The 25,145-nt window shown below is 60.7% G+C and carries 25 protein-coding genes; 5 read left to right on the forward strand and 20 right to left on the reverse strand.

Annotated elements, in window-relative coordinates; genetic code table 11:
• Nucleotides 1-332: 332 nt before the first annotated feature.
• Genes thiO through AB4Z20_RS24220 form a run of 7 tightly spaced genes read right to left on the reverse strand, consistent with a single transcriptional unit; the run spans nucleotide 333 to nucleotide 7,124 of the window.
• Nucleotides 333-1,433 (reverse strand): glycine oxidase ThiO, encoded by a 1,101-nt coding sequence (gene thiO, locus AB4Z20_RS24190; protein ID WP_258689405.1) that lies wholly within the window; start codon nucleotides 1,431-1,433, stop codon nucleotides 333-335.
• 56 nt (nucleotides 1,434-1,489) lie between these two features.
• Nucleotides 1,490-1,891, reverse strand: coding sequence for a type IV pilin protein (locus tag AB4Z20_RS24195; RefSeq protein WP_214512595.1), 402 nt, complete (start codon nucleotides 1,889-1,891; stop codon nucleotides 1,490-1,492).
• 12 nt (nucleotides 1,892-1,903) lie between these two features.
• Nucleotides 1,904-5,002 (reverse strand): pilus assembly protein, encoded by a 3,099-nt coding sequence (locus tag AB4Z20_RS24200; RefSeq protein WP_442090710.1) that lies wholly within the window; start codon nucleotides 5,000-5,002, stop codon nucleotides 1,904-1,906.
• Nucleotides 4,989-5,459 carry a pilus assembly PilX family protein gene (locus tag AB4Z20_RS24205; protein WP_258691273.1) on the reverse strand — a complete coding sequence of 157 codons (471 nt, stop codon included), beginning with the start codon at nucleotides 5,457-5,459 and terminating at the stop codon, nucleotides 4,989-4,991. The genes AB4Z20_RS24200 and AB4Z20_RS24205 overlap by 14 nt, the downstream gene beginning before the upstream one ends.
• A 20-nt stretch (nucleotides 5,460-5,479) precedes the next feature.
• A complete protein-coding gene (locus tag AB4Z20_RS24210) occupies nucleotides 5,480-6,196 on the reverse strand; it encodes a PilW family protein (protein ID WP_253469499.1) in 717 nt (238 codons plus the stop codon).
• Nucleotides 6,193-6,654: a type IV pilus modification protein PilV gene (pilV, locus tag AB4Z20_RS24215; RefSeq protein WP_214512592.1), complete on the reverse strand. Its 462-nt coding sequence runs from the start codon at nucleotides 6,652-6,654 to the stop codon at nucleotides 6,193-6,195. Before pilV ends, AB4Z20_RS24210 begins: the two co-directional genes overlap by 4 nt.
• The gene (locus AB4Z20_RS24220; RefSeq protein WP_253469501.1) at nucleotides 6,651-7,124 is read right to left on the reverse strand and encodes a GspH/FimT family pseudopilin; all 474 of its coding nucleotides are present in this window, start codon (nucleotides 7,122-7,124) and stop codon (nucleotides 6,651-6,653) included. Before AB4Z20_RS24220 ends, pilV begins: the two co-directional genes overlap by 4 nt.
• 120 nt (nucleotides 7,125-7,244) lie before the next feature.
• Here AB4Z20_RS24220 and AB4Z20_RS24225 point away from each other — a divergent pair, with 120 nt between their 5' ends.
• Nucleotides 7,245-7,784: a GspH/FimT family pseudopilin gene (locus AB4Z20_RS24225; RefSeq protein ID WP_253469504.1), complete on the forward strand. Its 540-nt coding sequence runs from the start codon at nucleotides 7,245-7,247 to the stop codon at nucleotides 7,782-7,784.
• Here AB4Z20_RS24225 and ispH read toward each other — a convergent pair.
• From ispH to murJ, 6 genes are all read right to left on the reverse strand, one after another.
• Nucleotides 7,738-8,685 carry a 4-hydroxy-3-methylbut-2-enyl diphosphate reductase gene (ispH, locus tag AB4Z20_RS24230; RefSeq protein WP_253469507.1) on the reverse strand — a complete coding sequence of 316 codons (948 nt, stop codon included), beginning with the start codon at nucleotides 8,683-8,685 and terminating at the stop codon, nucleotides 7,738-7,740. The genes AB4Z20_RS24225 and ispH overlap by 47 nt on opposite strands.
• Nucleotides 8,686-8,819: 134 nt before the next feature.
• On the reverse strand, nucleotides 8,820-9,257 hold the full coding sequence (gene fkpB, locus AB4Z20_RS24235; RefSeq protein WP_063324306.1) for an FKBP-type peptidyl-prolyl cis-trans isomerase: 438 nt from the start codon (nucleotides 9,255-9,257) through the stop codon (nucleotides 8,820-8,822).
• Entirely contained in the window at nucleotides 9,250-9,762 is a 513-nt protein-coding gene (gene lspA / locus AB4Z20_RS24240) for a signal peptidase II (RefSeq protein WP_003205724.1), read from the reverse strand. Before lspA ends, fkpB begins: the two co-directional genes overlap by 8 nt.
• On the reverse strand, nucleotides 9,755-12,586 hold the full coding sequence (gene ileS / locus AB4Z20_RS24245; protein WP_442090711.1) for an isoleucine--tRNA ligase: 2,832 nt from the start codon (nucleotides 12,584-12,586) through the stop codon (nucleotides 9,755-9,757). The genes lspA and ileS overlap by 8 nt, the downstream gene beginning before the upstream one ends.
• Before the next feature lie 13 nt (nucleotides 12,587-12,599).
• Entirely contained in the window at nucleotides 12,600-13,538 is a 939-nt protein-coding gene (ribF, locus tag AB4Z20_RS24250; RefSeq protein WP_214512588.1) for a bifunctional riboflavin kinase/FAD synthetase, read from the reverse strand.
• A gap of 129 nt (nucleotides 13,539-13,667) precedes the next feature.
• Nucleotides 13,668-15,206 carry a murein biosynthesis integral membrane protein MurJ gene (murJ, locus tag AB4Z20_RS24255; RefSeq protein WP_214512587.1) on the reverse strand — a complete coding sequence of 513 codons (1,539 nt, stop codon included), beginning with the start codon at nucleotides 15,204-15,206 and terminating at the stop codon, nucleotides 13,668-13,670.
• Nucleotides 15,207-15,460: 254 nt separating this feature from the next.
• Here murJ and rpsT point away from each other — a divergent pair, with 254 nt between their 5' ends.
• On the forward strand, nucleotides 15,461-15,739 hold the full coding sequence (rpsT, locus tag AB4Z20_RS24260; protein WP_003185593.1) for a 30S ribosomal protein S20: 279 nt from the start codon (nucleotides 15,461-15,463) through the stop codon (nucleotides 15,737-15,739).
• 383 nt (nucleotides 15,740-16,122) lie between these two features.
• Here the strand turns inward: rpsT and AB4Z20_RS24265 are convergent, their stop codons facing one another.
• From AB4Z20_RS24265 to rplU, 6 genes are all read right to left on the reverse strand, one after another.
• Nucleotides 16,123-18,159 carry a hypothetical protein gene (locus AB4Z20_RS24265; protein ID WP_442090712.1) on the reverse strand — a complete coding sequence of 679 codons (2,037 nt, stop codon included), beginning with the start codon at nucleotides 18,157-18,159 and terminating at the stop codon, nucleotides 16,123-16,125.
• Nucleotides 18,160-18,240: 81 nt separating this feature from the next.
• Nucleotides 18,241-18,696: a CreA family protein gene (locus tag AB4Z20_RS24270; protein ID WP_003205733.1), complete on the reverse strand. Its 456-nt coding sequence runs from the start codon at nucleotides 18,694-18,696 to the stop codon at nucleotides 18,241-18,243.
• Nucleotides 18,697-18,705: 9 nt separating this feature from the next.
• Entirely contained in the window at nucleotides 18,706-19,824 is a 1,119-nt protein-coding gene (gene proB / locus AB4Z20_RS24275; RefSeq protein ID WP_018600988.1) for a glutamate 5-kinase, read from the reverse strand.
• Nucleotides 19,825-20,151: 327 nt separating this feature from the next.
• Nucleotides 20,152-21,375, reverse strand: a complete 1,224-nt coding sequence (cgtA, locus tag AB4Z20_RS24280) for an Obg family GTPase CgtA (protein WP_018600990.1) — start codon at nucleotides 21,373-21,375, stop codon at nucleotides 20,152-20,154.
• Nucleotides 21,376-21,565: 190 nt separating this feature from the next.
• Nucleotides 21,566-21,823, reverse strand: coding sequence for a 50S ribosomal protein L27 (gene rpmA / locus AB4Z20_RS24285; protein WP_003176049.1), 258 nt, complete (start codon nucleotides 21,821-21,823; stop codon nucleotides 21,566-21,568).
• A gap of 35 nt (nucleotides 21,824-21,858) precedes the next feature.
• Complete coding sequence (gene rplU, locus AB4Z20_RS24290) at nucleotides 21,859-22,173, reverse strand: 50S ribosomal protein L21 (RefSeq protein WP_003176051.1); 315 nt, start codon at nucleotides 22,171-22,173, stop codon at nucleotides 21,859-21,861.
• A 239-nt stretch (nucleotides 22,174-22,412) separates the two neighbouring features.
• Here rplU and AB4Z20_RS24295 point away from each other — a divergent pair, with 239 nt between their 5' ends.
• From AB4Z20_RS24295 to AB4Z20_RS24305, 3 genes are all read left to right on the forward strand, one after another.
• Complete coding sequence (locus AB4Z20_RS24295) at nucleotides 22,413-23,381, forward strand: polyprenyl synthetase family protein (protein ID WP_024617321.1); 969 nt, start codon at nucleotides 22,413-22,415, stop codon at nucleotides 23,379-23,381.
• A 198-nt stretch (nucleotides 23,382-23,579) separates the two neighbouring features.
• Nucleotides 23,580-23,921 (forward strand): zinc ribbon domain-containing protein YjdM, encoded by a 342-nt coding sequence (locus AB4Z20_RS24300; protein WP_003205741.1) that lies wholly within the window; start codon nucleotides 23,580-23,582, stop codon nucleotides 23,919-23,921.
• A gap of 206 nt (nucleotides 23,922-24,127) precedes the next feature.
• Nucleotides 24,128-24,385 (forward strand): PA4570 family protein, encoded by a 258-nt coding sequence (locus AB4Z20_RS24305; RefSeq protein WP_003205743.1) that lies wholly within the window; start codon nucleotides 24,128-24,130, stop codon nucleotides 24,383-24,385.
• Nucleotides 24,386-24,519: 134 nt separating this feature from the next.
• On the opposite strand, the gene AB4Z20_RS24310 is transcribed toward AB4Z20_RS24305, so the two are convergent.
• Nucleotides 24,520-25,137, reverse strand: coding sequence for an FKBP-type peptidyl-prolyl cis-trans isomerase (locus AB4Z20_RS24310; RefSeq protein WP_003205746.1), 618 nt, complete (start codon nucleotides 25,135-25,137; stop codon nucleotides 24,520-24,522).
• Between the last annotated feature and the right edge of the window lie 8 nt (nucleotides 25,138-25,145).

The raw sequence follows: 25,145 nt of genomic DNA on the forward strand, positions 1-25,145 counted from the left end.
TGGCCGAACGCAGGCATTGCGCAGTGGGCACCTCGGCATGGATGCCGAGGTAGCCGCGCTGGGCCATGGATGGCCCTTCGCGGCGGCCCACGGAGCAATGCCGGAGTGAGGGCATGCCGAGCCTAGGCGAGGCACCGAGTGGTGGGGCAAGAGCGTTTTGCTTACTTTTGCGCTTTTCAAAAGTGAGCCGCCGTCAGGGCGGAACCCTAAGCCGCCGTTACCGCAGCAATGGATATGTACTCGATCAACAAGGCCAACTGTAAGGCCGCCATCGCGAGCAAGCTCGCTCCCACAATTGGATCTGAGTATAGGAACAGTATCAAAGCCGGACCTTACAACCGCCCCGCCGGCGCATACGGCGCAGGATCAATCACCGGCTCACGCCCTAACATCAAATCCGTAAACAACTGACACGACGCCGGCGCCAACACCAACCCATTGCGATAATGCCCACAGTTCAACCACAGCCCCGCAACCCCCGGCACCTCGCCGATATAGGGAATGCCCTCAGGCGAGCCTGGCCGCAACCCAGCCCAATGCCCAACCACCTCAGCACCGCCCAACGCTGGAATCAACTGCTGTGCCGAAGCCTTCAGGCTCTCCAGCGCAGTATCGGTCGGGGTCTTGTCGAAGCCTTCGCGCTCCAGCGTACTGCCAACCAGAATATGCCCATCACGACGCGGAATCGCATAACGCCCCTTGGCCAGGACCATGCTCGACAGAAAATCCGACGCGCACTTGTACAGAATCATCTGGCCCTTGACCGGCTCGACCGGCAACTTCAAGCCCAAGGTCTTGAGCAACTCGCCACTCCAGGCACCGGCAGCCAGCACCACCTCATCGCCACGAATTTCACCGGCAGAACTGTGCACACCTACCACGCGCCCGCCGTCACGAATGAACCCGCTGACTTCGCAATGCTCATGAAGCGTGACGTTCGGCATCGCCAGCAACGCAGCCTTGAGGGACTTCACCAACCGCGGATTGCGCACGTTGGCCACGTCGGCCATGTAGATCGCTCGGGAAAAACCCGCGCCCAGCACCGGCACGGCATCGTGGACAGCCGAGATATCCACAGCCCGCATCGGGCGGCCTTCCCGTTCGGCCCAGGCCAGCGCTTCGTCCTGATCGTCCAGGTCCAACCAATACAGACCGGTGACATGCACTTGCGGATCGATCCCGGTAGTGGCGAACAAGCGCTCGCCCAGCTGTGGATAAAAATCCTGCGACCAATGGGCCAGCGCCGTGACCGCCGGGCTGTAGCGCCAGGGGTACAACGGCGACACGATACCGCCGCCAGCCCAGGACGATTCCTGGCCGACACTGGAACGGTCCAGCAGCACCACACGTTGCCCTTCGGACGCCAGATTGAACGCCGTCAGCAGGCCGATGACTCCGCCACCGACAATCACCACTTGCTGTTGCCTGGTCATGTTTTGATTCGACTCATAAGACAGAGGGCGCAAGACCGCGCCCGAATAAAAGAAACTCAGCGGCCCCAGCAATCCTTGGCGGTCAGCCCGGTGGCCTGGTTGACCACGTCTCGCGTGCCCGTGTTGTTGATCCTGAAATCACCGCACTTGTCCGTCGCCATGGACGAACCGCTCTTGCGCACGGCGATCAGGGTGAAGCTCTGGTCCGCCAGCGTCGGGGTAATGGTGTAGAAATCGTTACCGCCGCTCAGGCCGGTCGCATTGGTGTAGACGTTATTCTTCGAGTAGTAGCGCTCGAGAATCTGCGCCTGCTCCGATAACAGCCCGGCAATTTCAGTGCGTCGGCCCTTCTTCATGTATTCGGTCAGGCTCGGATAGCCGATGGTGATCACGATACCGATGATCGCAATCACGATCATGATTTCGATCAAGGTGAAACCCCGGTTGGATCTGCGCATGCCTTGCCTCTTCTATTGTATTTGCCGCCACATGATGCGGCGGCTGCCGCCGACGGATTTGCCCACCAGATCGGTGATACCGCCACTGGAGTCGTTCACGATCATATTAGTGGCGCCGTTGGCGCTGACGACGGCGCTCAGGGTCGGGATCCCGCCCGTGAACACCACGCCGGCGGAAATCGTGTCGAGGCTGGTGAGCGAACCATCGTTGTTGGTATCGAGTACCGCATAGTTGAGCATCTTACCGTTGAATGCATCCAATTCGATCAGTTTGCCGGTACCGAAGCTGACGCAAGGGTCGGTGGTGTCCACGGCGGCCGTGGTAAAGACCACCCGCCCAAGCACCAGGTTGGCCGGGTTGATGACCCGCTCTCCGGTCAGCACATTGTTGTACACCAAAGGCAGGTACCAACCCTTCTTCGTCGGATACGTCACGTCGGTCTGGCTGGTGGTCACGAACTGCCCCGCGCTGCCTGAAAACACCCCCGTGATCGACTGGGCCTGCAGGCTCGACACGGTGATTTGCCCTGCACCGCCGGTGGCGTCCCAGATCGAATAGAACGCCTGTAGATCCTTGTTGAGCTTGTCTGCCGCTTCATTGAACTTGCCGGTGCCGAAAAACACCTGGGTGCCACCCTGGGGGTTGTCTGCCAGCAGTGGCTGCACGGTGATCGGCTGGGTTGCCCCCCCGGGTGCGGTGAACAACGGCTGGCCGGCGAACGCCAGGCCCCACGCGGTGGGCGAGGTGCCGCTGAGGTCGAACTTCCACATCCGTCCCTTCAGGTCTCCGCCGTACGCGGACTGCACCACGTTCTGGGAATTGACCCGCAGCTTGACCGACGACAGGCCGTTATCAGTCTCGCTGCTGTTAATGACGATTTTTTTGATCAGCGAACCGTCGCGGATATCCACCACATACAACGCCGCCACACCACTGTTGCTGCCATAGCCATTGCCGATGAACGCCGCCCAGCGACCGTCCGCCAGGCGCGCGACTTCAGGGCGTGCGTAGGCGTAGCCCAAGTCATTGAAGACGTTAGCCGTGTTGGCAACGGTGGGAGCGCTGATTTCCCACAACGCCCGCAACGCATTGCCCGCCGCCGCATCGAACAGTTGCACCGCATAGAACGTCTTGCCGCCAGCCCCCGTTCCGCCAAGGGCGACGGTCTTCCAGGCGCTGCCCGATTGCACATCGAACACGCCGACCTGCCCGTCCACCAAAAACTGATGGCTCACGCCATTGATGTAGTTGATGTCGGCGATATCTTCCAACGAGGACAGCACGCTCGAAGGCATATAGGCATAGCGCCGCGTGCCATTGGTGCTGTTGATGACGCTGAAGAAGCCGTCATTGGCATTCACCACTAGGTTGGCATTCATGTTCGTTGCCTTGGTCGCCAGGTAGGTGCTGTAGCTGGTGTCGTTGAGTAAATCCGCAGCGGTCTGGTCATTGGGCGATGCCAGTACCAGCGGCGAATTGATGATGTCCCCCAGCAACACGCTGCGTACCTTCAAGCCGGTTTTATTGACGCCCTTACTCCACTCCACCAGGTCATTGCCGGTGATCCCCGTGGGCAGGTTCTGGCTGAGGCTGGTTTGCTGGGCCGGCGAAAAGTTGCCATAGGCCAGGGTCACCGGCACATTGGTCGCGGTGTTCCAGGATTGATAGATCGGCGCCGTGGCGCTGGGCACGATGGCCGTGTCGGTGGTCCATTGCACCGCTGCCGTGTTGACCGTTCCGGTCGAGTTGAAGCCGAACGCCTTGATGGTGCCGCGCCAATCCTTGGGATCATAGGTGGTCTGGTAGTAGCTGGAGGTGCTGGACAGTGTCGCGGCATTGGTCGTGCCGCCGCCCCCGGAGCCGGCCTTGGAAGTGATGTCGCTCAAGGCCGATGACAGCGCTGAGTTCAGGCCTTCGCTGTCGGTCGCCTGGTAATACTTCCCGGTGCCGTAGCGGGCAGCGTCGGACAACATCGGGTTGGCGGCGGTAAAACCCACGGTATAGGTATTGAGGTATTGCCGGGGAAAATCCGTGGCGTTCCAGCTCTTGCCGGTGGCGTCGGTGCCGGTGGTGCGCATGTCGATATCGAAAGCGAACTTGGCGATGTCGTCCAGGTAAAGCGTGTCGCCCTCGCCATCACCATTGAGATCGTCGCCATCGTTGTTGATGCCATCCCAATTCGGCAACCGGGCCAAGCCCTGCGGGTCGTTGGTGGGAAACGTTCGGTCAAAGGTGGGCAAGCCGTCGGTGATCACTACACCGAAGTTCTTCTGGCAACGGTACTGGATCGGGCTGGTGTAGGTGGCCGGTGTGCTGTTGTGGTACGGCGCCATGCCCCTGAAGTAACGGGTGACCTCGTAATAGCTCTCGGCCAACGGTGTATTGGCGACCGCACCCAAGGTGTTGATCGCGTTGATCAGGGCGCTGTAGTTGCTGTTGGCCTGGGTCTGGGTCACGCTGCCGCTGACCGGTGACAGGTCGCTGATGGCGCGAGCGATGTAGCCCCCGGGGCCGGAGTTGCTGAAATTAGGTGGATTGAACGTGGCGAGGCCAATACGCAGGGCACGGTTATTGGCGACCAAGTCGTTGGAGACATCCCGTGCCACGTTGATTCGATAGTCGGTGGGAATCGAGCCGGTGGTGAAGTCGCGATTCGAGCCGTTGGCCAAGGTCAGCAAATAGGCCAGGTATTTGGTGGTATAGCGGGTGTTGCCGCCGCCCACCGGGTCCGGCAAGCGCAGACAGACCCGGCCTAGGTTACCCCGGTAGAAGCCATACCAACCGCTCGTGCAATTGCCACGGAGGAGGCTGAACAGCAAAACGTTCCCATCGTCGGGGTCCAGCAGCACTCCTCCGGAACAACTAGTATTGGAGTTACAGTTATTAACCGCTGGACGCGACACATTCGGATCAAACCCCGCCTCCCAGATAATGTTGTTCATACTCCCCGAATCATCGATCAGCAGCATGACATTCGGCGTGACGGCAGCCGCACTCAACAGCGGTGAATCCGAAGGCGTGAAGGCATAAGCCGGGGCCATCAGGTAAAGGCTGAGCAACACCCCCCACAACATCGCTATCCAGCCACGGCGAGCCTCAGTATTTCGCATAGATGCTCTCCACCACGCTGCGCTGGTTATTGCCCACCACCGCCACCGCCGTGATCCGGTACAGCGTCGCCGAGGTATTGACCGGCACGTTGACCGCAGCAAGTGTAGTGCCGATGTTCTGCACGCCATAAAACCCGCCGGCAGCGGCAACCCAGAGCACCCCGGACGACGAATTGCGCCCCGCCGCAGTGATGGTCGCCGACTCGGCCGGCGGCGCGCATTGAGTCGCGGTGGTGCAGACCGCCAGTGAATAGGTCTCGACCTGCACCGCACTCTCACCCATCCTCAACGCAGCCTCGGCGATCTGGAAGGACTGGTTGCGTTGCATGACGCTGCTGGTCATTTTTTCCTGAAGAGTGGCGCTCTGCATCGACGACAGGCCGATCAGCGTCAGCAGCAACAGGAAAACCAGGCTGACCAGCAGTGCCATGCCACGCTGGCGATGCTTGAGATCCATCGAGATCATCGATCGCCCCCTCATAGAAGCCGGTTGCGCAAGGCGGCAACCACATTGAAGGTCTGCTCGCGCACCGTGTTCCTTGGATCAAAGAGCGTCAGGCTCAGGCGCACGCTGCGGATCAGTGCCGGGTCTGCCGGGTTGCCGGTGTAGCTCGACGCTGCGATGTCCGTGGCGCTGGCGGCCATGCCGAACGTCACATCGAATGCCCGCACGTTGTCCACCAGCACCGACAGCGTCGGCGGATTGCCGGTGCCGCTGCCCAACAGCAATTGGTTGTTGTTGAAGCTGTAGACCAGTCGACGGATCGGGAACGCCAACTGCCCCGTCGCTGGCGCCCGGGCGTTCGAGTAGGCCGTCGCCGAGGTACGGCAATCGGAGACGACGGTCCAGGTCGGCAGGCTACCGCCACCCCCAATGTCCGCGGTGACCAGCGTCAGCCTCCGGTTGGCGTTATCCCAACGGATTGGAGTGGTCTGGCTGGCAGCGAAACTGTTATCCGTCGAGGCATCGATGATGGTCGCCAGGCAGCCGAACATGCCCACCATGCGAATTTCCTGGACCATTTTGCTCAAGGCAAACCGCGCGTCCTCCTGAATCACCGCGGCGGCATTCTGGCTGACGTAGGTATTTTTGGCGGCAATGAAAATCTGCACGACACCCAGGATGACGATCAGGCTGAGCACCAGCGCGATCATCAACTCGATCAGGCCAAAACCGCGACTGTACCGGTTCATGGCGGCGTCCCCGCCGGATCGACAGCGACGCGGCTGGTCAGTACGAAGCTGCGTCGCGCCTCAGCGGCGTTGGTGGTGTTGGCGGCCCGGGCGTCGTCCCAGGAGATGGTAATCGTGTAGACCCGCTGGTTCAGGGCAATGGTGCCGGTGGCCGTGGCGCCGCCGAAGGCGATGATGTTGGTCTTGAAATCGTAGAGATCCTGGTCCCGGGCCACGTTGAGGTTCGGCGAGCTGGGCGGTGTGATGGTGTAGTCGGCGCCGGAGTTGGCGCGAATGCGGTCCAGCAGGTCATAGGCAATGAAACTGGCCTGGCTGGTCATGCGCGAACTGTCGGTGTACTTGAGCGCATTGAGCTGGATCATCGCCGCCCCCAGCAAGCCGACGCCGAGAATCAGCACCGCCACCAGCACCTCGATCAACGTCATGCCGGCCTGCGCCCTTTTACTGCAACCCTTCATCCGCAATTTCCACCCAATACGATTCGTCCATTGAGGCAAACATTCAGCGTCCTGCTCTGCGCTCCTCTTACGTAATTGAAGCTCACTGGCGTGGCCGGTGCCGATAACCCGCCGAGGTTGTTGAAATCGATGCTAGTCACGTCTGAGGGTAGCGTCAGAGTCACGCCACTGCCCATCGCTGGAACAACCCGCAATATAATGGGCGACGAGCCAGTACTGTCATACACCGTGAGTTCGCCGCTCCAGGCACCGCCTTGGGTCGTGGGACGAATTCGCGTGGTGATACCACGGTCGATCGCCTCCATCCGGGCAAAGTTCAGCGCCCGGCGCAAGTCGCCGATCTCGGTATCGGCCTTGGTGCTCTGCAGCGAGCCCGTGAATGACGGCACCGCCATGGTAATCAGGATCAGCAGCACGCCAAGGGCCACCAGCACCTCGATCAGCGTGAAACCTTTTGTACGAAGATCCATCGATGCCCTCCGTTGCCGTCGGCTATACCTGCCTCTACACGCTAGAACAAACCACCGCCTTGTGTGCGGTTGTTTCGGTTCACGGCGCTCGTCGTTTTCGTACTCCAGGGAGGAGACGTCATGTATCAACAGGGTTTCAGCCTGATCGAACTGCTCATGGGACTGGCAATCGCCGCAATTGTTCTGCCGTGGGCCGGCGCGAGCTACAAAGAGCTGATCGAATCCATCGAACGCGAGGACACCGCGCAGTTGCTGATCAGCGGATTGCGCATTGCCCGCAGCGAAGCCATCACGCGTAACCGCAGGGTATTGATACAAGGGATAGACAACGATTGGGGCCGGGGTTGGCGGATCATGCTGGACAACAAGGAGAAAACCTTGCTGATGGAACGCACCGCAAGCGCTCGTGTGGTCGGCAACCAGCCGATGAGACGCAGGGTGAGGTTTGGCAGCCAGGGCGAAGCACTGTACCCCAGCGGCGCCTTCCAGGCCGGCAGGCTGCACGTCTGCGCCAAACGCGGGCCGGTCAGCCATCATCAAGTGATACTGGCGCCTTCCGGCCGCGTCCGCCTGGAAAGCGTCGAGGCCGAACAGGCGCTGTGCGAGAAAGGACTTAAAGCAAGGAGCGCACGCGCAACTCTTTCGGCATCGAGAACGTGACGTTCTCCTCGCGACCGGCCAGTTCATCGGCACCCGTTGCGCCCCAGGCCTGCAATTGCTGGATCACACCGCGCACCAGCACTTCCGGCGCGGAGGCACCGGCAGTGATGCCGATGCGCTCGACCCCATCGAACCAGCTGCGTTGCATGTCTTCGGCACCGTCGATCAGGTAGGCCGGGGTGGCCATGCGCTCGGCCAGCTCACGCAAGCGGTTGGAGTTGGAGCTGTTGGGGCTGCCGACGACCAGCACCACATCGCATTCGTCGGCCAGTTGCTTGACCGCATCCTGACGGTTCTGGGTGGCGTAGCAGATGTCATCCTTGCGCGGACCGCCGATGGCCGGAAATCGCGAGCGCAGGGCGTCGATCACACGGCTGGTGTCGTCCATGGACAGGGTCGTCTGGGTAACAAAAGCCAGGCTCTCAGGGTTGCGAACCTGCAGGGCTGCAACGTCTTCCTCGTCTTCGACCAGGTAGATCGCACCGCCGTTGCTGGCATCGTATTGACCCATGGTGCCTTCGACTTCCGGATGGCCTTCATGGCCGATCAGGATGCATTCGCGACCATCACGGCTGTAGCGCGCCACTTCGATGTGCACCTTGGTCACCAATGGGCACGTCGCGTCGAAGACCTTCAGGCCACGGCCGGCGGCTTCAGTGCGTACGGCCTGGGAAACCCCGTGGGCGCTGAAGATCACGATGACGTCGTCCGGCACCTGGTCCAGTTCCTCGACGAAAATCGCCCCACGGCTACGCAGGTCTTCGACGACGAATTTGTTGTGGACCACTTCGTGGCGCACGTAGATCGGCGGCCCGAAGACTTCCAGGGCGCGGTTGACGATTTCGATCGCCCGGTCCACACCGGCGCAGAAGCCACGGGGGTTGGCGAGTTTGATTTGCATGCTGTGCCTCGTGTCTGTGGGAGCGAGCCTGCTCGCGATGCGGTGGGTCAGTCAACTCGACGGTGGTGTGACTCAGCCTTCGCGAGCAGGCTCGCTCCCACAGGTATTGTGGGAGCGGTAATTGCCGTTAACTCTTAAACCGCCTTCACTTCGAGGATTTCCACTTCGAAGTTCAAGGTCTTGCCCGCCAGCGGATGGTTGAAGTCCACGGTCACCTGGGCGTCGTCGAAAGCCTTCACCACACCCGGCAACTCGGTATTGGCCGCGTCGTTGAAGATCACCAGCAAGCCCTGGGACAGTTCCATGTCCTGGAACTGGGAGCGTGGCATGGTCTGCACGTTTTGCGGGTTGGGCTGACCAAAGGCGTTTTCTGGCGGTACGACCACGGTGCGCTTGTCGCCGGCCTTGAAGCCGAAGATCGCCGCTTCGAAGCCTGGTAGCAGGTTGCCATCACCGACCTTGAACACCGCCGGAGCCTTGTCGAAGGTGCTGTCGACGGTGTCACCGTTTTCCAGGTACAGGGCGAAGTGAAGCTTCACTTCAGTGTTTTGAGCGATACGCTGCTCAGTCATGGACGGCTTCTCCGGTTTTCTTGCTCTTGAACATATCCAGGGCGAGCATCACGGCGCCCACGCTGATGGCGCTGTCGGCAAAGTTGAACGCCGGGAAATACCAGCGGTTCTGCCAATGCACCAGGATGAAATCGATGACATGGCCCAGGGCGATGCGGTCATAGAGGTTGCCCAAGGCACCACCGAGCACCAAGGCCAGCGCCACGGCCAGCCAGGTCTCATTGCGCCCCAGGCGCTTGAGCCAGACCACCAGCACGGCGCTGACTACGACGGCGATCAGGGCGAACAGCCAGCGCTGCCAGCCCGAACTGTCGGCCAGGAAGCTGAATGCCGCACCAGTGTTGTAGGCCAAGGTCCAGCTGAAGTAGTCGGGAATGATCACGATCTGCTGGTACATGGTCAGCGAGTTCTCGAAGTAGTACTTGCTGGCCTGGTCGATGACCAGTACCAGCACACTCAACCAGAGCCAGCCCAGCCGCCCGAAGCGGCCCGCCGCGTTAGGCATAATGACGAACCTCACCGGTGCCGCTGATGTTGTCGACGCAACGACCGCAGATTTCCGGATGCTCCGGGTTCACGCCGACGTCTTCACGGCAGTGCCAGCAACGGGCGCACTTGGTGTGGTTCGACTTGACGATCTTCAGCTTCAGGCCGCTGACTTCAGTGATCACCGCATCGGCCGGCGCCTGCACGAAAGGTGCAACGCTGGCGGTGGAGGTGATCAGCACGAAGCGCAGCTCGTTGCTCAGCCTGGCCAGATCGGCACTCAGGTCATCTTCGGCATAGAGGGTCACTTCGGCCTGCAGGTTGCCACCGACGGCCTTGGCCGCACGCTGGATCTCCATTTCCTTGTTGACCGCCGCCTTGACCGCCATCACGCGATCCCAATACGCACGATCCAGCTCGAAGCCTTGCGGCAGTTCGGTCAGGCCTTCGTACCAGGTGTTGAGCATCACCGATTCGTTACGCTCGCCCGGCAGGTACTGCCACAGCTCGTCGGCGGTGAACGCCAGGATCGGTGCGATCCAGCGCACCAGGGCCTCGCTGATGTGGAACAGCGCGGTCTGGCACGAACGACGGGCCTTGCTGTTGGCGCCAGTGGTGTACTGGCGGTCCTTGATGATGTCGAGGTAGAAACCACCGAGCTCCTGCACGCAGAAGTTGTGGATCTTGGAGTAGACGTTCCAGAAGCGGTATTCGCCGTAGTGCTCCTGCAATTCGCGTTGCAGCAGCAGGGTACGGTCCACGGCCCAACGGTCCAGCGCGAGCATTTCTTCGGCCGGCAGCAGGTCGGTGGCCGGGTTGAAACCGGTCAGGTTGGAAAGCAGGAAGCGCGCGGTGTTACGGATCCGCCGGTAGGCGTCCGCGCTGCGCTGCAGGATCTGCTCGGAAACGGCCATCTCGCCGGAATAGTCGGTGGACGCAACCCACAGGCGCATGATGTCGGCGCCCAAGGTGTCGTTGACCTTCTGCGGCGCGATCACGTTGCCCAGGGACTTGGACATCTTGCGACCGGACTCGTCGACCGTGAAGCCGTGGGTCAGCAACTCGCGATACGGCGCGTGGTTGTCGATGGCGCAACCAGTCAGCAGCGACGAGTGGAACCAGCCGCGGTGCTGGTCCGAGCCTTCCAGGTACAGGTCGGCACGCGGGCCGGTCTCGTGGCCCATCGGGTGCGAACCGCGCAGCACGTGCCAATGGGTGGTGCCGGAGTCGAACCAGACGTCCAGGGTGTCGCTGATCTTGTCGTACAGCGGCGCTTCGTCACCCAGCAGCTCGGCGGCATCCATCTTGAACCAGGCTTCGATGCCTTCGGACTCGACGCGCTTGGCCACGATTTCCATCAGTTCGACGGTGCGCGGGTGCAACTCGCCGCTTTCCTTGTTCAGGAAGAACGGGATCGGCACGCCCCAGTTGCGCTGGCGGGAGATGCACCAGTCCGGACGGTTGGCGATCATCGAGTGCAGGCGCGCCTGGCCCCAGGCCGGCACGAACTGGGTCTCTTCGATGGCCTTGAGCGAACGCTGGCGCAGGGTGTCGCCGCTGGTTGGCTGCTTGTCCATGCCGATGAACCACTGCGCGGTGGCGCGGTAGATCAGCGGGGTCTTGTGCCGCCAGCAGTGCATGTAGCTGTGTTCGATGACGGTGGTGTGCAGCAGCGCGCCGACTTCTGTCAGTTTGTCGACGATGGCCGGGTTGGCTTTCCAGATGAACTGGCCGCCAAAGAACTCCAGCGACGGCGCGTACACGCCATTGCTCTGCACCGGGTTGAGGATGTCGTCGTTGACCATGCCGTATTTCTTGCAGGTCACAAAGTCGTCGACGCCATAGGCCGGCGCGGAGTGAACCACGCCAGTACCTGCGCCCAGTTCCACGTAGTCGGCCAGGTACACCGGCGACAGGCGGTCATAGAACGGATGACGGAAATTGATCAGCTCCAGCGCCGAACCTGGCGCGGTGGCGACCACCGAACCTTCGAGGTTGTAGCGGGCCAGGCAGGATTCGACCAGTTCTTCGGCCAGCACCAGCAGTTTGTCGCCGACGTCGACCAGGGCGTAGTTGAATTCCGGGTGGACGTTCAGCGCCTGGTTGGCCGGGATGGTCCACGGGGTGGTGGTCCAGATCACGATCGAGGCCGGCTTGGCCAGCTTGCTCAGGCCGAAAGCCGCGGCGAGCTTGTCTTCATCGGCGATCGGGAACGCGACGTCGATGGTCGAGGACTTCTTGTTCTCGTACTCGACCTCCGCCTCGGCCAGGGCCGAACCGCAATCGAAGCACCAGTTCACCGGCTTGAGGCCCTTGAACACGAAGCCGCCCTCGACGATTTTCGCCAGGGCACGGATTTCGCCGGCTTCGTTCTTGAAGTCCATGGTCTTGTACGGGTTGGCGAAGTCGCCCAGCACGCCGAGGCGGATGAATTCGGACTTCTGCCCTTCGATCTGCTCGGTGGCGTAGGCACGGCACAGTTCGCGGGTCTTGTCCGCGCCCAGGTTCTTGCCGTGGGTCACTTCGACCTTGTGTTCGATCGGCAGGCCATGGCAGTCCCAGCCCGGGACGTACGGCGCATCAAAACCCGACAGGGTCTTGGAGCGGATGATCATGTCCTTGAGAATCTTGTTCAGCGCGTGACCGATGTGGATAGTGCCGTTGGCGTACGGAGGGCCGTCGTGCAGGACGAACTTCGGACGATCCTTGCCAATTTCGCGCAACTTTCCGTACAGGCCAATGCTGTCCCAACGCTGCAGAATCTGTGGTTCGCGCTGAGGCAGGCCGGCCTTCATTGGGAAGGCGGTGTCCGGAAGGTTTAGCGTGGCTTTATAGTCGGTCATTTAAGGCTCTTCATTAGCGATTGGCGCTGGTTGCGACAAGGGCACGGGCGGCGGCGATATCTGCATGGATCGCCGTCTTGAGCGCCTCCAGAGAGGCAAAACGCTGCTCTTCACGCAGCTTATGGTGGAAAACCACCGTCAAACGCCGGTCATACAGATCGCCGGCAAAATCCAGAACATGTACTTCGAGGTGGGCCTTGCCATCCCCTTGGACCGTAGGTCGTACGCCGATATTGGCGACACCGGGCCAGGTCTTGCCGTCGATCTCGACACTCACCAGGAACACCCCGGTCAGCGGCACACGACGACGCTTGAGTTGCACGTTGGCCGTTGGCGTGCCCAATTGGCGCGCCAGTTTCTGCCCGTGCAGGATCCGCCCGGCAATCCGGTACGGCCGGCCAAGCAAGCGCTCGGCCAATTCAAAGTCGGCAGCCGCCAGGGCATTGCGGACCTGGGTGCTGCTGACGCGCAAGCCGTCCATCTCGACAGTCTGCGCCGCTTCGACGGTAAACCCATGGGCGATACCGGCTTGTTGCAGGTAGTCGAAATCCCCGGAGCGGTCGCAGCCGAAACGGAAATCATCGCCGACTTCCAGATGCTTCACATCCAGGCCGTCCACCAGGATGGTCTTGACGAACTCAGCAGCGCTGAGCTTGCTCAGGCCTTGGTTGAAGGCCAGGCACAGGACCCGGTCGACGCCTTCGGCGGCCAGCAATTGCAGTTTGTCGCGCAACCGGGCCAGACGGGCCGGGGCGGTATCCGGGGCGAAAAACTCCCGCGGCTGCGGCTCGAAAATCACCACGCAGCTGGGCACGCCCAACTCCAGCGCACGCTCGCGCAGTCGCGCCAGGATAGCCTGGTGGCCACGGTGAACACCGTCAAAGTTGCCAATAGTGGCGACACAGCCCCGATGCTGGGGGCGCAGGTTGTGGAGGCCTCGGACCAGCTGCATAACGCGCTTCTTGCTCATAAAGTGGCCGATTATAACCACACCCGGCGGCCGACGACAGGCAACACCGCACCCCAAAGTGATCGAACCGACAAAACCACTGCCCGGCCCGGGATTATCGGGTGCTTGCCCTCAGCTCAAGGCCTTGCGATTGAAGTCACGCAGACGGAACCCCATCAGCAGCAACATGCCGAAATACGCCACCACGCCGGCAACCACCAGCACACCCAAGCGCAGGAACCGCTCGAGCATCTGCCCTTCGCCCCAGGCCGGCATGAAATGCATCGCCCCCAGCAAAACCGCCGACATCACCGCCACGGCCACCACCAGCTTGAGGCCGAATTTGCCCCAGCCCGGCTGCGGCTGATACATCTTCTGCTTGCGCAACTGGTAAAACAGCAGCCCGGCATTGAGGCACGCGCCAGCGCTGATCGCCAGGGCCAGGCCGGCGTGGGCCAACGGGCCGATGAGCATCAGGTTGAACAATTGGGTCATCACCAGGGTGAAAATGGCGATTTTCACTGGCGTGCGAATGTTCTGCTGGGCATAGAATCCCGGCGCCAGCACCTTGATCACGATGATCCCGAGCAGGCCCACCGAGTAGGCAATCAGCGCACGCTGGGTCATCAAGGCGTCGAAGGCGTTGAATTGACCGTATTGGAACAGCGAAACCGTCAGCGGCTCAGCCAGGATTCCCAGTGCCAGGGAACAGGGCAAGACCAGCACGAAACACAGGCGCAGGCCCCAGTCGAGGATGCGCGAGTACTCCTGGCGGTCCTGACTGGCGTAGGTCTTGGCCAGGGTGGGCAGCAGGATCGTCCCCAGGGCCACGCCCAGCACGCCGGACGGCAGCTCCATCAAGCGGTCGGCGTAATACATCCACGACACCGAGCCGGCCACCAGGAACGAGGCAAAGATGGTGTTGATGATCAGGGAAATCTGGCTTACCGACACCCCGAGGATCGCCGGCAACATCTGCTTCATCACCCGCCACACGCCGCTGTCGCGCAGGTTCAGCCGTGGCAGGACCAACATGCCGATCTTTTTCAGGTGCGGCAGTTGATAAAGTAATTGCGCCAGGCCACCCACCAGCACTGCCCAGCCGAGGGCCATCACCGGTGGATCGAAATACGGCGTCAGGAATACCGCGAACACGATCATGCTGACGTTGAGCAGGGTCGGCACAAAGGCCGGTACGGAAAAGCGGTTCCAGGTATTGAGGATCGCCCCGGCCAGGGACGACAGGGAAATCAGCAATATATAAGGAAAGGTCACCCGCAGCAGGTCCGAGGTGAGCTGGAATTTTTCTGGCGTATCGGTGAAACCCGGGGCCGTGGCCCAGATTACCCAGGGCGCGGCGAGCATGCCCGCCGCCGTGACCAGCGCCAGCACCAACGTCAGCAGGCCGGTGACGTAGGCAATGAACGTGCGGGTCGCTTCGTCGCCCTTCTGGCTTTTATATTCCGCCAGGATCGGCACGAAGGCCTGGGAGAACGCCCCTTCGGCGAAGATCCGCCGCAGCAGGTTGGGCAACTTGAAGGCGATGAAGAAGGCGTCGGTGGCCATCCCGGCGCCGAATATCCGTGCGATCAACGTATCGCGAACGAACCCCAGGACGCGGGAAAGCATCGTGATAGAGCTGACGGCGGCCAACGATTTGAGCAGATTCATGAAAAGAGTTTTTGCCTGTCGATAAACAGCAGGCGAACAACGCGCCCACTTGTGCGATACTCCGCGCCGCTAAACAGTGCAGAGCCAAAGTCCGCGAGTTTACAGGTCGCACGCCGGAAAGAAATCCTTCGGTGCGCAGCACCTGCCATTCAGCGGAACGCGTCACCCGCCCTTGACAAGACTTCAACTCATCGGCATGATTCGCGGCCTATTTTGTTTGCTATTTCCCAAAAAGTCTTTCGAGGAGCTCGACGGTGGCCAACACACCTTCCGCCAAAAAACGTGCAAAACAGGCTGAGAAGCGTCGCAGCCACAACGCCAGCCTGCGTTCCATGGTCCGTACCTACATCAAGAACGTAGTTAAGGCCATCGACGCAAAAGACGCTGAAAAAGCTCAAGCTGCTTACGTTCTGGCTGTGCCAGTTATCGACCGCATGGCCGATAAAGGCATCATCCACAAGAACAAGGCTGCTCGCCATAAGAGCCGTTTGAATGGCCACGTAAAGGCCCTGAACGTTGCCGCTGCTGCCTAAGCGACGCGCTCGTTAAAAAACCGACCTCAGGGTCGGTTTTTTATTGCCTGCGATTTAACACCCCTCCTTGCGGAAGCAGTGGATCAGCTTGCCTTAATACTGAATGCACCACCGCATCGCGAGCAGGCTCGCTCCCACATCAACTCCGAGACACTCACACAAATCGCATCCACCACAAATCCCTGTGGGAGCCGAGCTTGCTCGCGATGGCGGAGAGTCAGCCTGCATCCATGCTGGGCGTGCCACCGCTATCGCGAGCARGCTCGGCTCCCACATCGATTCTCGGTGCGCTGCATATCCACTGCCCACCAGAGACCCCTTGTGGGAGCGAGCCTGCTCGCGATGGCGTCAGTGAAAACAGATACCTCCACTAAAGCCCCGCACTATTCGCCAAAGTTGAAAACCACCGGCTTCGGCGGAGGACAGCCTCCCGGTGGTGGGAAATTCTGCACCCCCGCCTCGTCGTAGCCGGTGTAACAACCCACTATCTTGTCACCCTTGAAGTTCATACGGCGCTCAACCACACCCGTCGGGTAGTAGTAGACCGTCTCACCTTCGCGCTTGGCGTACGAGTAGTCCTTGTATTCGCGCCCCTCGACCGTTATCAGGCGAAAGCCCTGCTTGGCTTCAGAGAACTTCAACTGGCCATTGGGGTAGTAGTCGTTACGAGTCACGCGATCATCAGGCCCCAACAGCACCTCCCGGACCTTGCGCCCATCCTGGGTGTGGCGGGCACTTTGCTCATTACCGAACAGGTAATCACTCTCCGAGTCGAAATGCCCATTGTTGAAAGCCCCGCGCTGTTTGCCGCAAAGCTTGATACGGGTGTATTTCCCATCAGGCACGTGGCAATAGTTCCTGTCCGCGATCAGCACCCCAGTCGCATCAAATGACTGCAGGTTGCCAATGGGCTCATCCCCCTCGTACGTCGCCACCGTATCGGGCTGGCCATTGGGATGATAGAGACGAAAGGCGCCCTCTCGCGAACCATGGCGCCACGAGATATCCGACAGCAGCACGGCACCATCATCGGTGTAGGTCAGCGCCCGCCCTTCGATCTGGCCGTTGACATAGCTGGCCGAATAGATGAGTTTGCCATTGGCCGCATAGGCTTCTTTCAATCCATCCAACACACCCGCGCGGTAATGCTCGACGAGCCGCAACACACCTGCGGCATCCACTTCACGCAATTCGCCTTGCTTCTTGTCGGCGACGAAATCGACGGTCTGGACACCACCGCCTTCCACCTTCAATGTCCAACGGCCTTCTCGAACACCTTGCACGTAACGCCCCTCACCCCACGGCATTTTCCAGTCACCGTGCTGCATCCCCGCCACGAAATCGCCGCGCTGGACCACCTCACCATGGCGCACGCGCTCGGAAGGCCCGTCAAAATCGCCGTGTTTGTATGTATCGAAGCCGGACATCGCCCCCTCATCGTCCTGCGCCTCGATCGTCCAGCGCCCCTCATAGAAATCGTCGACGATCATGCCCTTGGAAACCGTGCCGCCATCACTGACGACCCACGGCCCCTGGCGCAGTCCATCCACATAGGCGCCGGTGGACGCGTAGCCCGACTCGTCGAACTCCGCCCACTTGCCCGACCTCTTGCCCTGGACATAGGCACCCAGCGCCCAGAGCCGCCCGTTACCCAAGAACGCCCACGCCCCATCCTCGGAGCCCTGGTACACCTCTGGACGGGTTTCCCAGGCCATCCTGCTGACACGATAGGCAGAGCCCACATCCTCGTCCTGAGGCGGCACGCGCTCATAAGTCAGCGTGAGCCAGCGTCCTTCGCGCTGCTGAAAAGTCTTTTTGTAGGTGTCGCGATGAGGGTCCTCTGGCGGCTGCCCCACTGACGCCGGGACACCGTCGACGCCAAAGTACCCCACCAGCGTGCCACTCGCGGGCTCCAGCGTGTCGAACTCGGCGATACCGGTCTTGGGCAAAACGGCGCTGTAATCGTAGGGCGGCAACTTGCCCAGCTCTTTCTGGACCAGCGCGGCAGTGAGGACCTTGCGATCAGCGGCGATACGATCCAATACCGACTGCAATGTCTCGAGCCGGCGATAACCACCAGTGGACGGCACGAACCGATAACCATGAAGGGCATACTGCCCCTTTGCCCGCGACAGCACGACCAGCGTCTGGAGATCACTGTCGAGGCTGGCGTAGAACACCGACTCGACACTCGCATCGCCATATCTGTCGAGCACTTGCGGGACGCCATCCGGCGAATCACACAGACATGAGTAGCCCACGACACCCTCGGCCTCGCGGATAAATGCCAGCGTCGCCCCACTCTCCTGGGAAGTTTTTATCAGCGGATGGGCCAGGATTTTTTCGCTATAAAACGGCTCGGCCAAAGCCCCGACGGACACCGAACAGCCCAATACAAACAACAGCAAAAACGCACGCATACGAATCCCTTCGCGCCAAAAGCACAACAAATCCATGGAGATAAAAAAAGCGAGCCGATCGGCTCGCCCGTCATTCGCTACTTAACGCCAAGGCAAGATCGGAATAGCCGTCACCGCGTTCTGCGGGCTGCCCTCGATCACGCGATCGCTGTAGACCAGGTACACCAGCGTATTGCGCTTCTTGTCGAGGAATCGCACCACTTGCATGGTCTTGAACACCAGCGAAGTGCGCTCACGGAACACCTCTTCGCCATCCTTGAGCTCACCCTTGAAGCTGATGGGCCCCACCTGGCGGCAGGCGATGGACGCCTCGGCGCGATCCTCGGCCAGACCCAGGCCGCCCTTCACGCCGCCGGTCTTGGCCCGCGACAGGTAACAGGTCACGCCATCCACCTTGGGATCGTCGAACGCCTCGACCACGATCCGATCGTTCGGCCCGACAAACTTGAACACCGTCGACACTTGGCCAATTTCTTCGGCCGAAGCCAGCAGCGGCACAGCCAGCAGCAAGCCGATCAATCCTTTTGCCAAACCCATGATTTTTCCTTAGACGAGGATCAGGTTGTCACGGTGAACCAGCTCGGGCTCCGCCATGTAACCCAACAGACCGACAATCGCATCGGACGACTGACCGATGATTTTCTGCGCTTCCAACGCACTGTAGTTGGCCAGGCCACGGGCGATCTCGCGACCGTCCGGGGCCACGCACACCACCATTTCGCCCCGACGGAAACTGCCTTGTACCAACTTCACACCCACCGGCAGCAGGCTTTTGTTGCCTTGGGACAGGGCCGTCACAGCACCAGCATCCAGCACCAAGGTGCCACGGGTCTGCAGATGCCCAGCCAGCCACTGCTTGCGCGCCGCCAACATGCCACGCTCCGGAGAGAGCAAGGTGCCGATCCGTTCGCCAGCTTTCAGGCGATCCAGCACCCGCTCCAAGCGCCCACCCACGATGATGGTGTGAGCCCCGGACCGCGCCGCCAGACGCGCGGCGCGCAGCTTGGTCTGCATGCCACCACGGCCCAGCGCACCACCCGTGCCACCCGCCACCGCGTCCAGCGCCGGATCGTCGGCGCGGGCTTCGTAGATCAGCTTGGCATCGGGATTGTTGCGCGGATCGGCATCGAACATGCCGTCGCGATCCGTGAGGATCACCAGCAGATCCGCCTCCACCAGGTTCGCCACCAGCGCGGCCAGGGTGTCGTTATCGCCGAAACGGATCTCGTCGGTGACCACCGTGTCGTTCTCGTTGATCACCGGGATGACTTTCAGCTCCACCAGCGCGCGCAAGGTACTGCGGGCATTGAGGTAGCGCTTGCGGTCGGACAGGTCATCGTGGGTCAGCAGGATCTGCGCCGTATGGCGACCGTGCTCGGCGAAGCTTGATTCCCAAGCCTGCACCAGGCCCATCTGGCCGATGGCGGCGGCAGCCTGCAGCTCATGCATCGCGCTGGGTCGCGACGTCCAGCCCAGGCGGCTCATACCGGCGGCCACAGCCCCGGAAGAGACCAATACCAGCTCGACGCCAGCCTCATGCAAGGCCACCATCTGCTCGACCCACACCGCCATTGCCTGGCGGTCCAGGCCCTTGCCATCTGCCGTCAGCAGTGCGCTGCCGATCTTCACGACCCAGCGCTGCGCACCCGTCACCTTGCTCCGCATCATCTTCAACCTTTGCCAGCGAACGGCGCGACCCAGCGCCGCCCATGGGATTATTCGTATTTGCGTTTTACAGATACCAAAACGCCGCTCGAATGAGCGGCGCCTTGGAAACCGGCTGGTTGCGATGATAACACCGCACTGGACCAGTTAATGCCAGCCACCCGAGAATCCTTGGGGGGATCAAGCCTGTGGGAGCAAAGCTTGCTCGCGATGGCCTCGTCACACTCAACACCTTGGCTGACTGCAAACCGCTATCGCGAGCAAGCTTTGCTCCCACAAATTCGCCCACACAGGTACTGGCTTCAGCTAAGTGGCATCAGCACAAGATCAGTCGCGGACGTAGATGATTTCCGGACCGTCTTCGTCATCCACATCTTCTTCGTCCCAATCGTCGTCACCGATGTCATGGACCGACTTGACGCCGCTGCGACGCAGGGCACGCTGGTCGTCCAGCGCCTGCAACTGGGCACGAGCCTCGTCTTCGATGCGCTGGTCGAGCTCGGCCAGCTCTTCCTTGTAGGCCGGATCGTTGGCCAGGCGGTCGGCGCGATCTTCCAGGTAACGCATGATGTCATGGCACAGGCGCTCGGTGCCGTCTTTGGCGATGGCCGAGATCACGTAGACCGGACCTTCCCACTCCAGGCGATCGACGATTTCCTTGACCCGCTCCTCATGCTCTTCTTCAAGGATCTGGTCGCACTTGTTCAGCACCAGCCAACGGTCGCGCTCAGCCAGGGCCGGGCTGAACTTGGTCAGTTCGTTGACGATGACTTCGGCGGCATCGGCGGCACTGGTTTCATCCAGTGGCGCCATGTCCACGAGGTGCAGCAACAGACGGGTACGGGACAAGTGCTTGAGGAAACGAATCCCCAGGCCTGCGCCCTCGGAAGCCCCTTCGATCAACCCTGGAATGTCGGCGATTACGAAACTCTTCCAGCGGTCGACGCTGACCACGCCCAGGTTCGGCACCAGGGTGGTGAACGGGTAATCGGCCACCTTCGGCTTGGCCGCCGACACCGAGCGAATGAAGGTACTTTTACCGGCGTTCGGCAAGCCCAGCAGGCCCACGTCAGCCAACACTTTCATTTCCAGCTTCAGGTCACGCTGCTCGCCTGGCTTGCCTGGCGTGGTCTGGCGTGGCGCACGGTTGGTACTGGATTTGAAACGGGTGTTGCCCAGGCCGTGCCAGCCGCCATGGACGACCAGCAGACGCTGGCCGGCCTTGGTCAGGTCGCCAATCACTTCCTGGGTGGCCGAATCGATCACCGTGGTGCCGACTGGCACGCGCAGGATCAGGTCTTCGCCCTTCTTGCCGGTGCAGTCGGTGCTGCCGCCGTTGGAGCCACGCTCGGCATCGAAGTGCCGGGTGTAACGGTAGTCCACCAGGGTGTTGAGGTTTTCGTCGGCGAGCATGTAGATCGAGCCGCCGTCGCCCCCGTCACCGCCGTTCGGGCCACCGTTTTCAATGAATTTTTCCCGACGGAAACTCATGCAACCATTGCCGCCGTCGCCGGCCTTTACTCGAATCGATACTTCATCAACAAACTTCATGACACACGCCTCTCGCCATACGGACGAGCCAAAAAAACAAGACATAAGACTCTTGCAAAAATGAGCGCAGCGACCTGATGACACGCCCCAACCGCAGCGCCGACAGCCCATACAAACAGTTTTGCAAGAGACTCACCCCACAAACGAAAAAGCCCCGTCGCAAGACAGGGCTTTTCCAGCGATCTCGCAATTAAGCTGCGACAACGCTCACGTAACGGCGGTTGAACGCGCCCTTTACTTCAAACTTGATCACGCCTTCGATTTTCGCGAAGAGGGTGTGATCTTTACCCATGCCAACACCGTAACCGGCGTGGAATTGGGTGCCGCGCTGACGCACGATGATGTTGCCCGGAATGATTTTCTGGCCGCCATACATCTTCACGCCAAGGCGTTTGGCTTCTGAGTCGCGACCGTTACGGGTACTACCACCAGCTTTTTTGTGTGCCATGAGTTCAATTCTCCTAGTGAGGAATTAGGCTGAAATTAAGCCTGAATACCGGTGATTTTGATCTCGGTGTACCACTGGCGGTGGCCCATACGCTTCATGTGGTGCTTACGGCGACGGAACTTGATGATGCGGACTTTATCGTGACGACCTTGGGAGATCACTTCAGCCACAACGGTAGCGCCAGCAACGACTGGAGCGCCGATATTCACGTCGTCGCCATTGGCGACCAACAGAACGCGATCAAAAGTCACGGATTCGCCGGTAGCGATTTCCAGTTTTTCGATCTTCAGGTATTCACCTGGGGCGACCTTGTATTGCTTGCCACCAGTAACAATTACTGCGTACGACATGGTATTTCTCCGATAATCCTGCTCACCCAGCGCTTTATAAGAAGAGGTATTGGCTGGCATGGCTGCATGGGCTGGAAGGCCCTGATGCAATTGCGTAAGGCAGGTGCTGCCCAGGAAGTTCAGGGTGCGCGATTGTACGCAAGGCGCAACAGCCTTGCAAGTAGCCGTCCATCGCGCCTTGACAGGCCTGGGTGGGGGTCCTAGCATGCCGCGCAACCCTTCTGGAGCACCTGTCGCTGATGCAACCCCAAGCTTTCTACCGCACGGTGGCGGACGATTTTAGCGCCGTCGACGGCATCATCAAGAAGCAGCTGACTTCCCGAGTGCCGCTGGTATCGAAAATCGGCGACTACATCACATCGGCCGGCGGTAAACGCCTGCGGCCTTTATTGGTGCTGTTGTGCGGCAAGGCCCTGGGTCGCGAAGGCGACGACATGCGCCTGCTGGCCGCCACCATCGAATTCCTGCACACCGCGACCCTGCTGCACGACGACGTGGTCGACATGTCCGGCATGCGGCGTGGTCGTTCGACCGCCAACGCCATGTGGGGCAATGCCCCGAGCGTGCTGGTGGGCGACTTCCTGTATTCGCGCTCGTTCGAAATGATGGTCGAGCTGGGCTCGATGCCGGTGATGAAGATCCTGTCCCAGGCCACGCGCATCATCGCCGAAGGCGAAGTGCTGCAGTTGTCCAAGGTACGCGATGCCAGCACCACCGAAGAAACCTACATGGAAGTCATCCGCGGCAAGACCGCGATGCTCTTCGAAGCCTCGACCCACAGCGCTGCCGCCCTGGCCGGTGCCAGCGCCGAGCAGAGCGAAGCGCTGCGCACCTTCGGTGACCACCTGGGCGTGGCCTTCCAGTTGGTGGACGACCTGCTCGACTACAAGGGCGATGCCGAGACCCTGGGCAAGAACGTCGGTGACGACCTGGCCGAAGGCAAGCCGACCCTGCCGCTGATCTACACCATGCGCGAGGGCACGCCTGAACAGGCAGCACTGGTTCGCCAGGCGATCCAGAAAGGCGGGATCGAAGACCTGGAAAGCATCCGTGTCGCGGTCGAAGCGTCCGGCTCGCTGGACTACACCGCAAACCTGGCCCGGGACTACGTTGCCCGCGCGATCAAATGCCTCGACGCCCTGCCGGCCAGCGAATACCGCGATGCGCTGGTGGAACTGAGCGAGTTTGCGGTCGCCCGTACGCACTGACACACAGGGCTTTTTGTGGGAGCAAGGCTTGCCCGCGATACAGGCGACTCGGTTTCTGAAGGACCGCATCGCCCCCATCGCGGGCAAGCCTTGCTCCCACAAATTCTCCCTCGCCACAAAAGCCCCGCATCACCCCCCTCGCCACAAAACCCTATATAATGTGCGCCCTTTTGCCCTCCTGATACCCAAGGAACCTTAGTGAGCACGTTGCCTCCCTGCCCGAAATGCAATTCCGAATACACCTACGAAGACGGTACTCAACTGGTCTGCCCGGAGTGTGCCCACGAATGGTCCGCCAGCGGCGAAGCTGAAACAGTGTCCGACGATACCGTGAAGAAAGATTCGGTCGGCAACGTCCTGCAGGACGGCGATACCATCACCGTGATCAAGGACCTCAAGGTCAAGGGCACGTCGCTGGTGGTCAAGGTCGGCACCAAGGTCAAGAACATCCGCCTGTGCGATGGCGACCACGACATCGACTGCAAGATCGACGGCATCGGCCCGATGAAACTCAAATCCGAGTTCGTAAGAAAAGTCTGATACTGCGGCATTCCATCCCACGCCCCGCGTGTGGGATGGAGCTTCGCCCTCTGCGCTTCGCCCCCATTTCCTGGACATCAGCCAAGTGCCAGCCATCCTGAGCTGCCATAACCCATCGTCAGAAAAACAATCGCAACGCCAATAGAGACTTGCTATTTAGCGAATAAGAATTATTCTCATCGAACCCCATCAAGGAGATGAGAACCATGACTTATTTGATCGATGCCTGGCTGGACCGCCCACATCCCTACCTCAGGATCCTGCATCGGGAAACCGGGGAAGTCTGTGCGGTACTTGAAGAAGAAGCCCTGAACGAGCTGCAGGACCAGGGGGATCTGGACCTCAACAGCCTCAATTCCAGCGAGCCGTTGGTGCTCAAGGAGCTGGTGCGCAATCTGTTCCTGTTCTGCTACGCCCGGGCGTTGCGCCCGACGGGTGATTTCAGCGGCAGGTTCCACGGATGAGCGTAGAAATCATGTGGGAGCGAGCTTGCTCGCGATGGCGGTGTATCAGTCACGAAAGTGTCGACTGACAGTCCGCTTTCGCGAGCAAGCTCGCTCCCACAGTTTTTTGTCCGGCTGTAAAACCGGACAGGGTCTTACAGTACGTCCAACAACTCGACGTCAAACACCAGCACGCTGTGCGGTGGAATGCTGCCAACGCCTTGAGCGCCGTAAGCCAGTTCGCTCGGCACGTACAGGCGCCATTTGCTGCCGGCGTTCATCAGTTGCAGGGCTTCGGTCCAGCCTGGGATCACGCCGCCTACCGGGAATTCGGCTGGCTGGCCACGATCGTAGGAGCTGTCGAACACAGTGCCGTCGATCAGGGTGCCGTGGTAATGGGTACGCACCTGGTCTTCACGGGTCGGCTTGGCGCCTTCACCCTGGGTCAGCACTTCGAATTGCAGGCCGGAAGCCAGGGTGGTGATGCCTTCACGCTTGGCGTTTTCGGCCAGGAATGCACGGCCTTCGCCAGCGGCGGCTTCAGCCTTGGCAGCGGCTTCAGCTTGCATGATTTCACGGATGACCTTGAAGCTGGCGGACATTTCGTCCTGGCCCACGCGGCTTGGCTTGCCGGCGAACGCGTCGGTCAGGCCGGCCAGGATGGCGTCCAGGCTCACGCCCGGTGGCGGGTTGTCGCGCAGTTGGTCGCCCAACTGACGGCCAATGCCGTAGCTGACGCGGGTTTCGTCGGTGGACAGGTTAACTTCGGACATGATGCTGC

Source organism: Pseudomonas sp. KB_12 (assembly GCF_052114545.1).
In the GTDB taxonomy this organism is placed as follows: Bacteria; Pseudomonadota; Gammaproteobacteria; order Pseudomonadales; family Pseudomonadaceae; genus Aquipseudomonas; species Aquipseudomonas brassicacearum.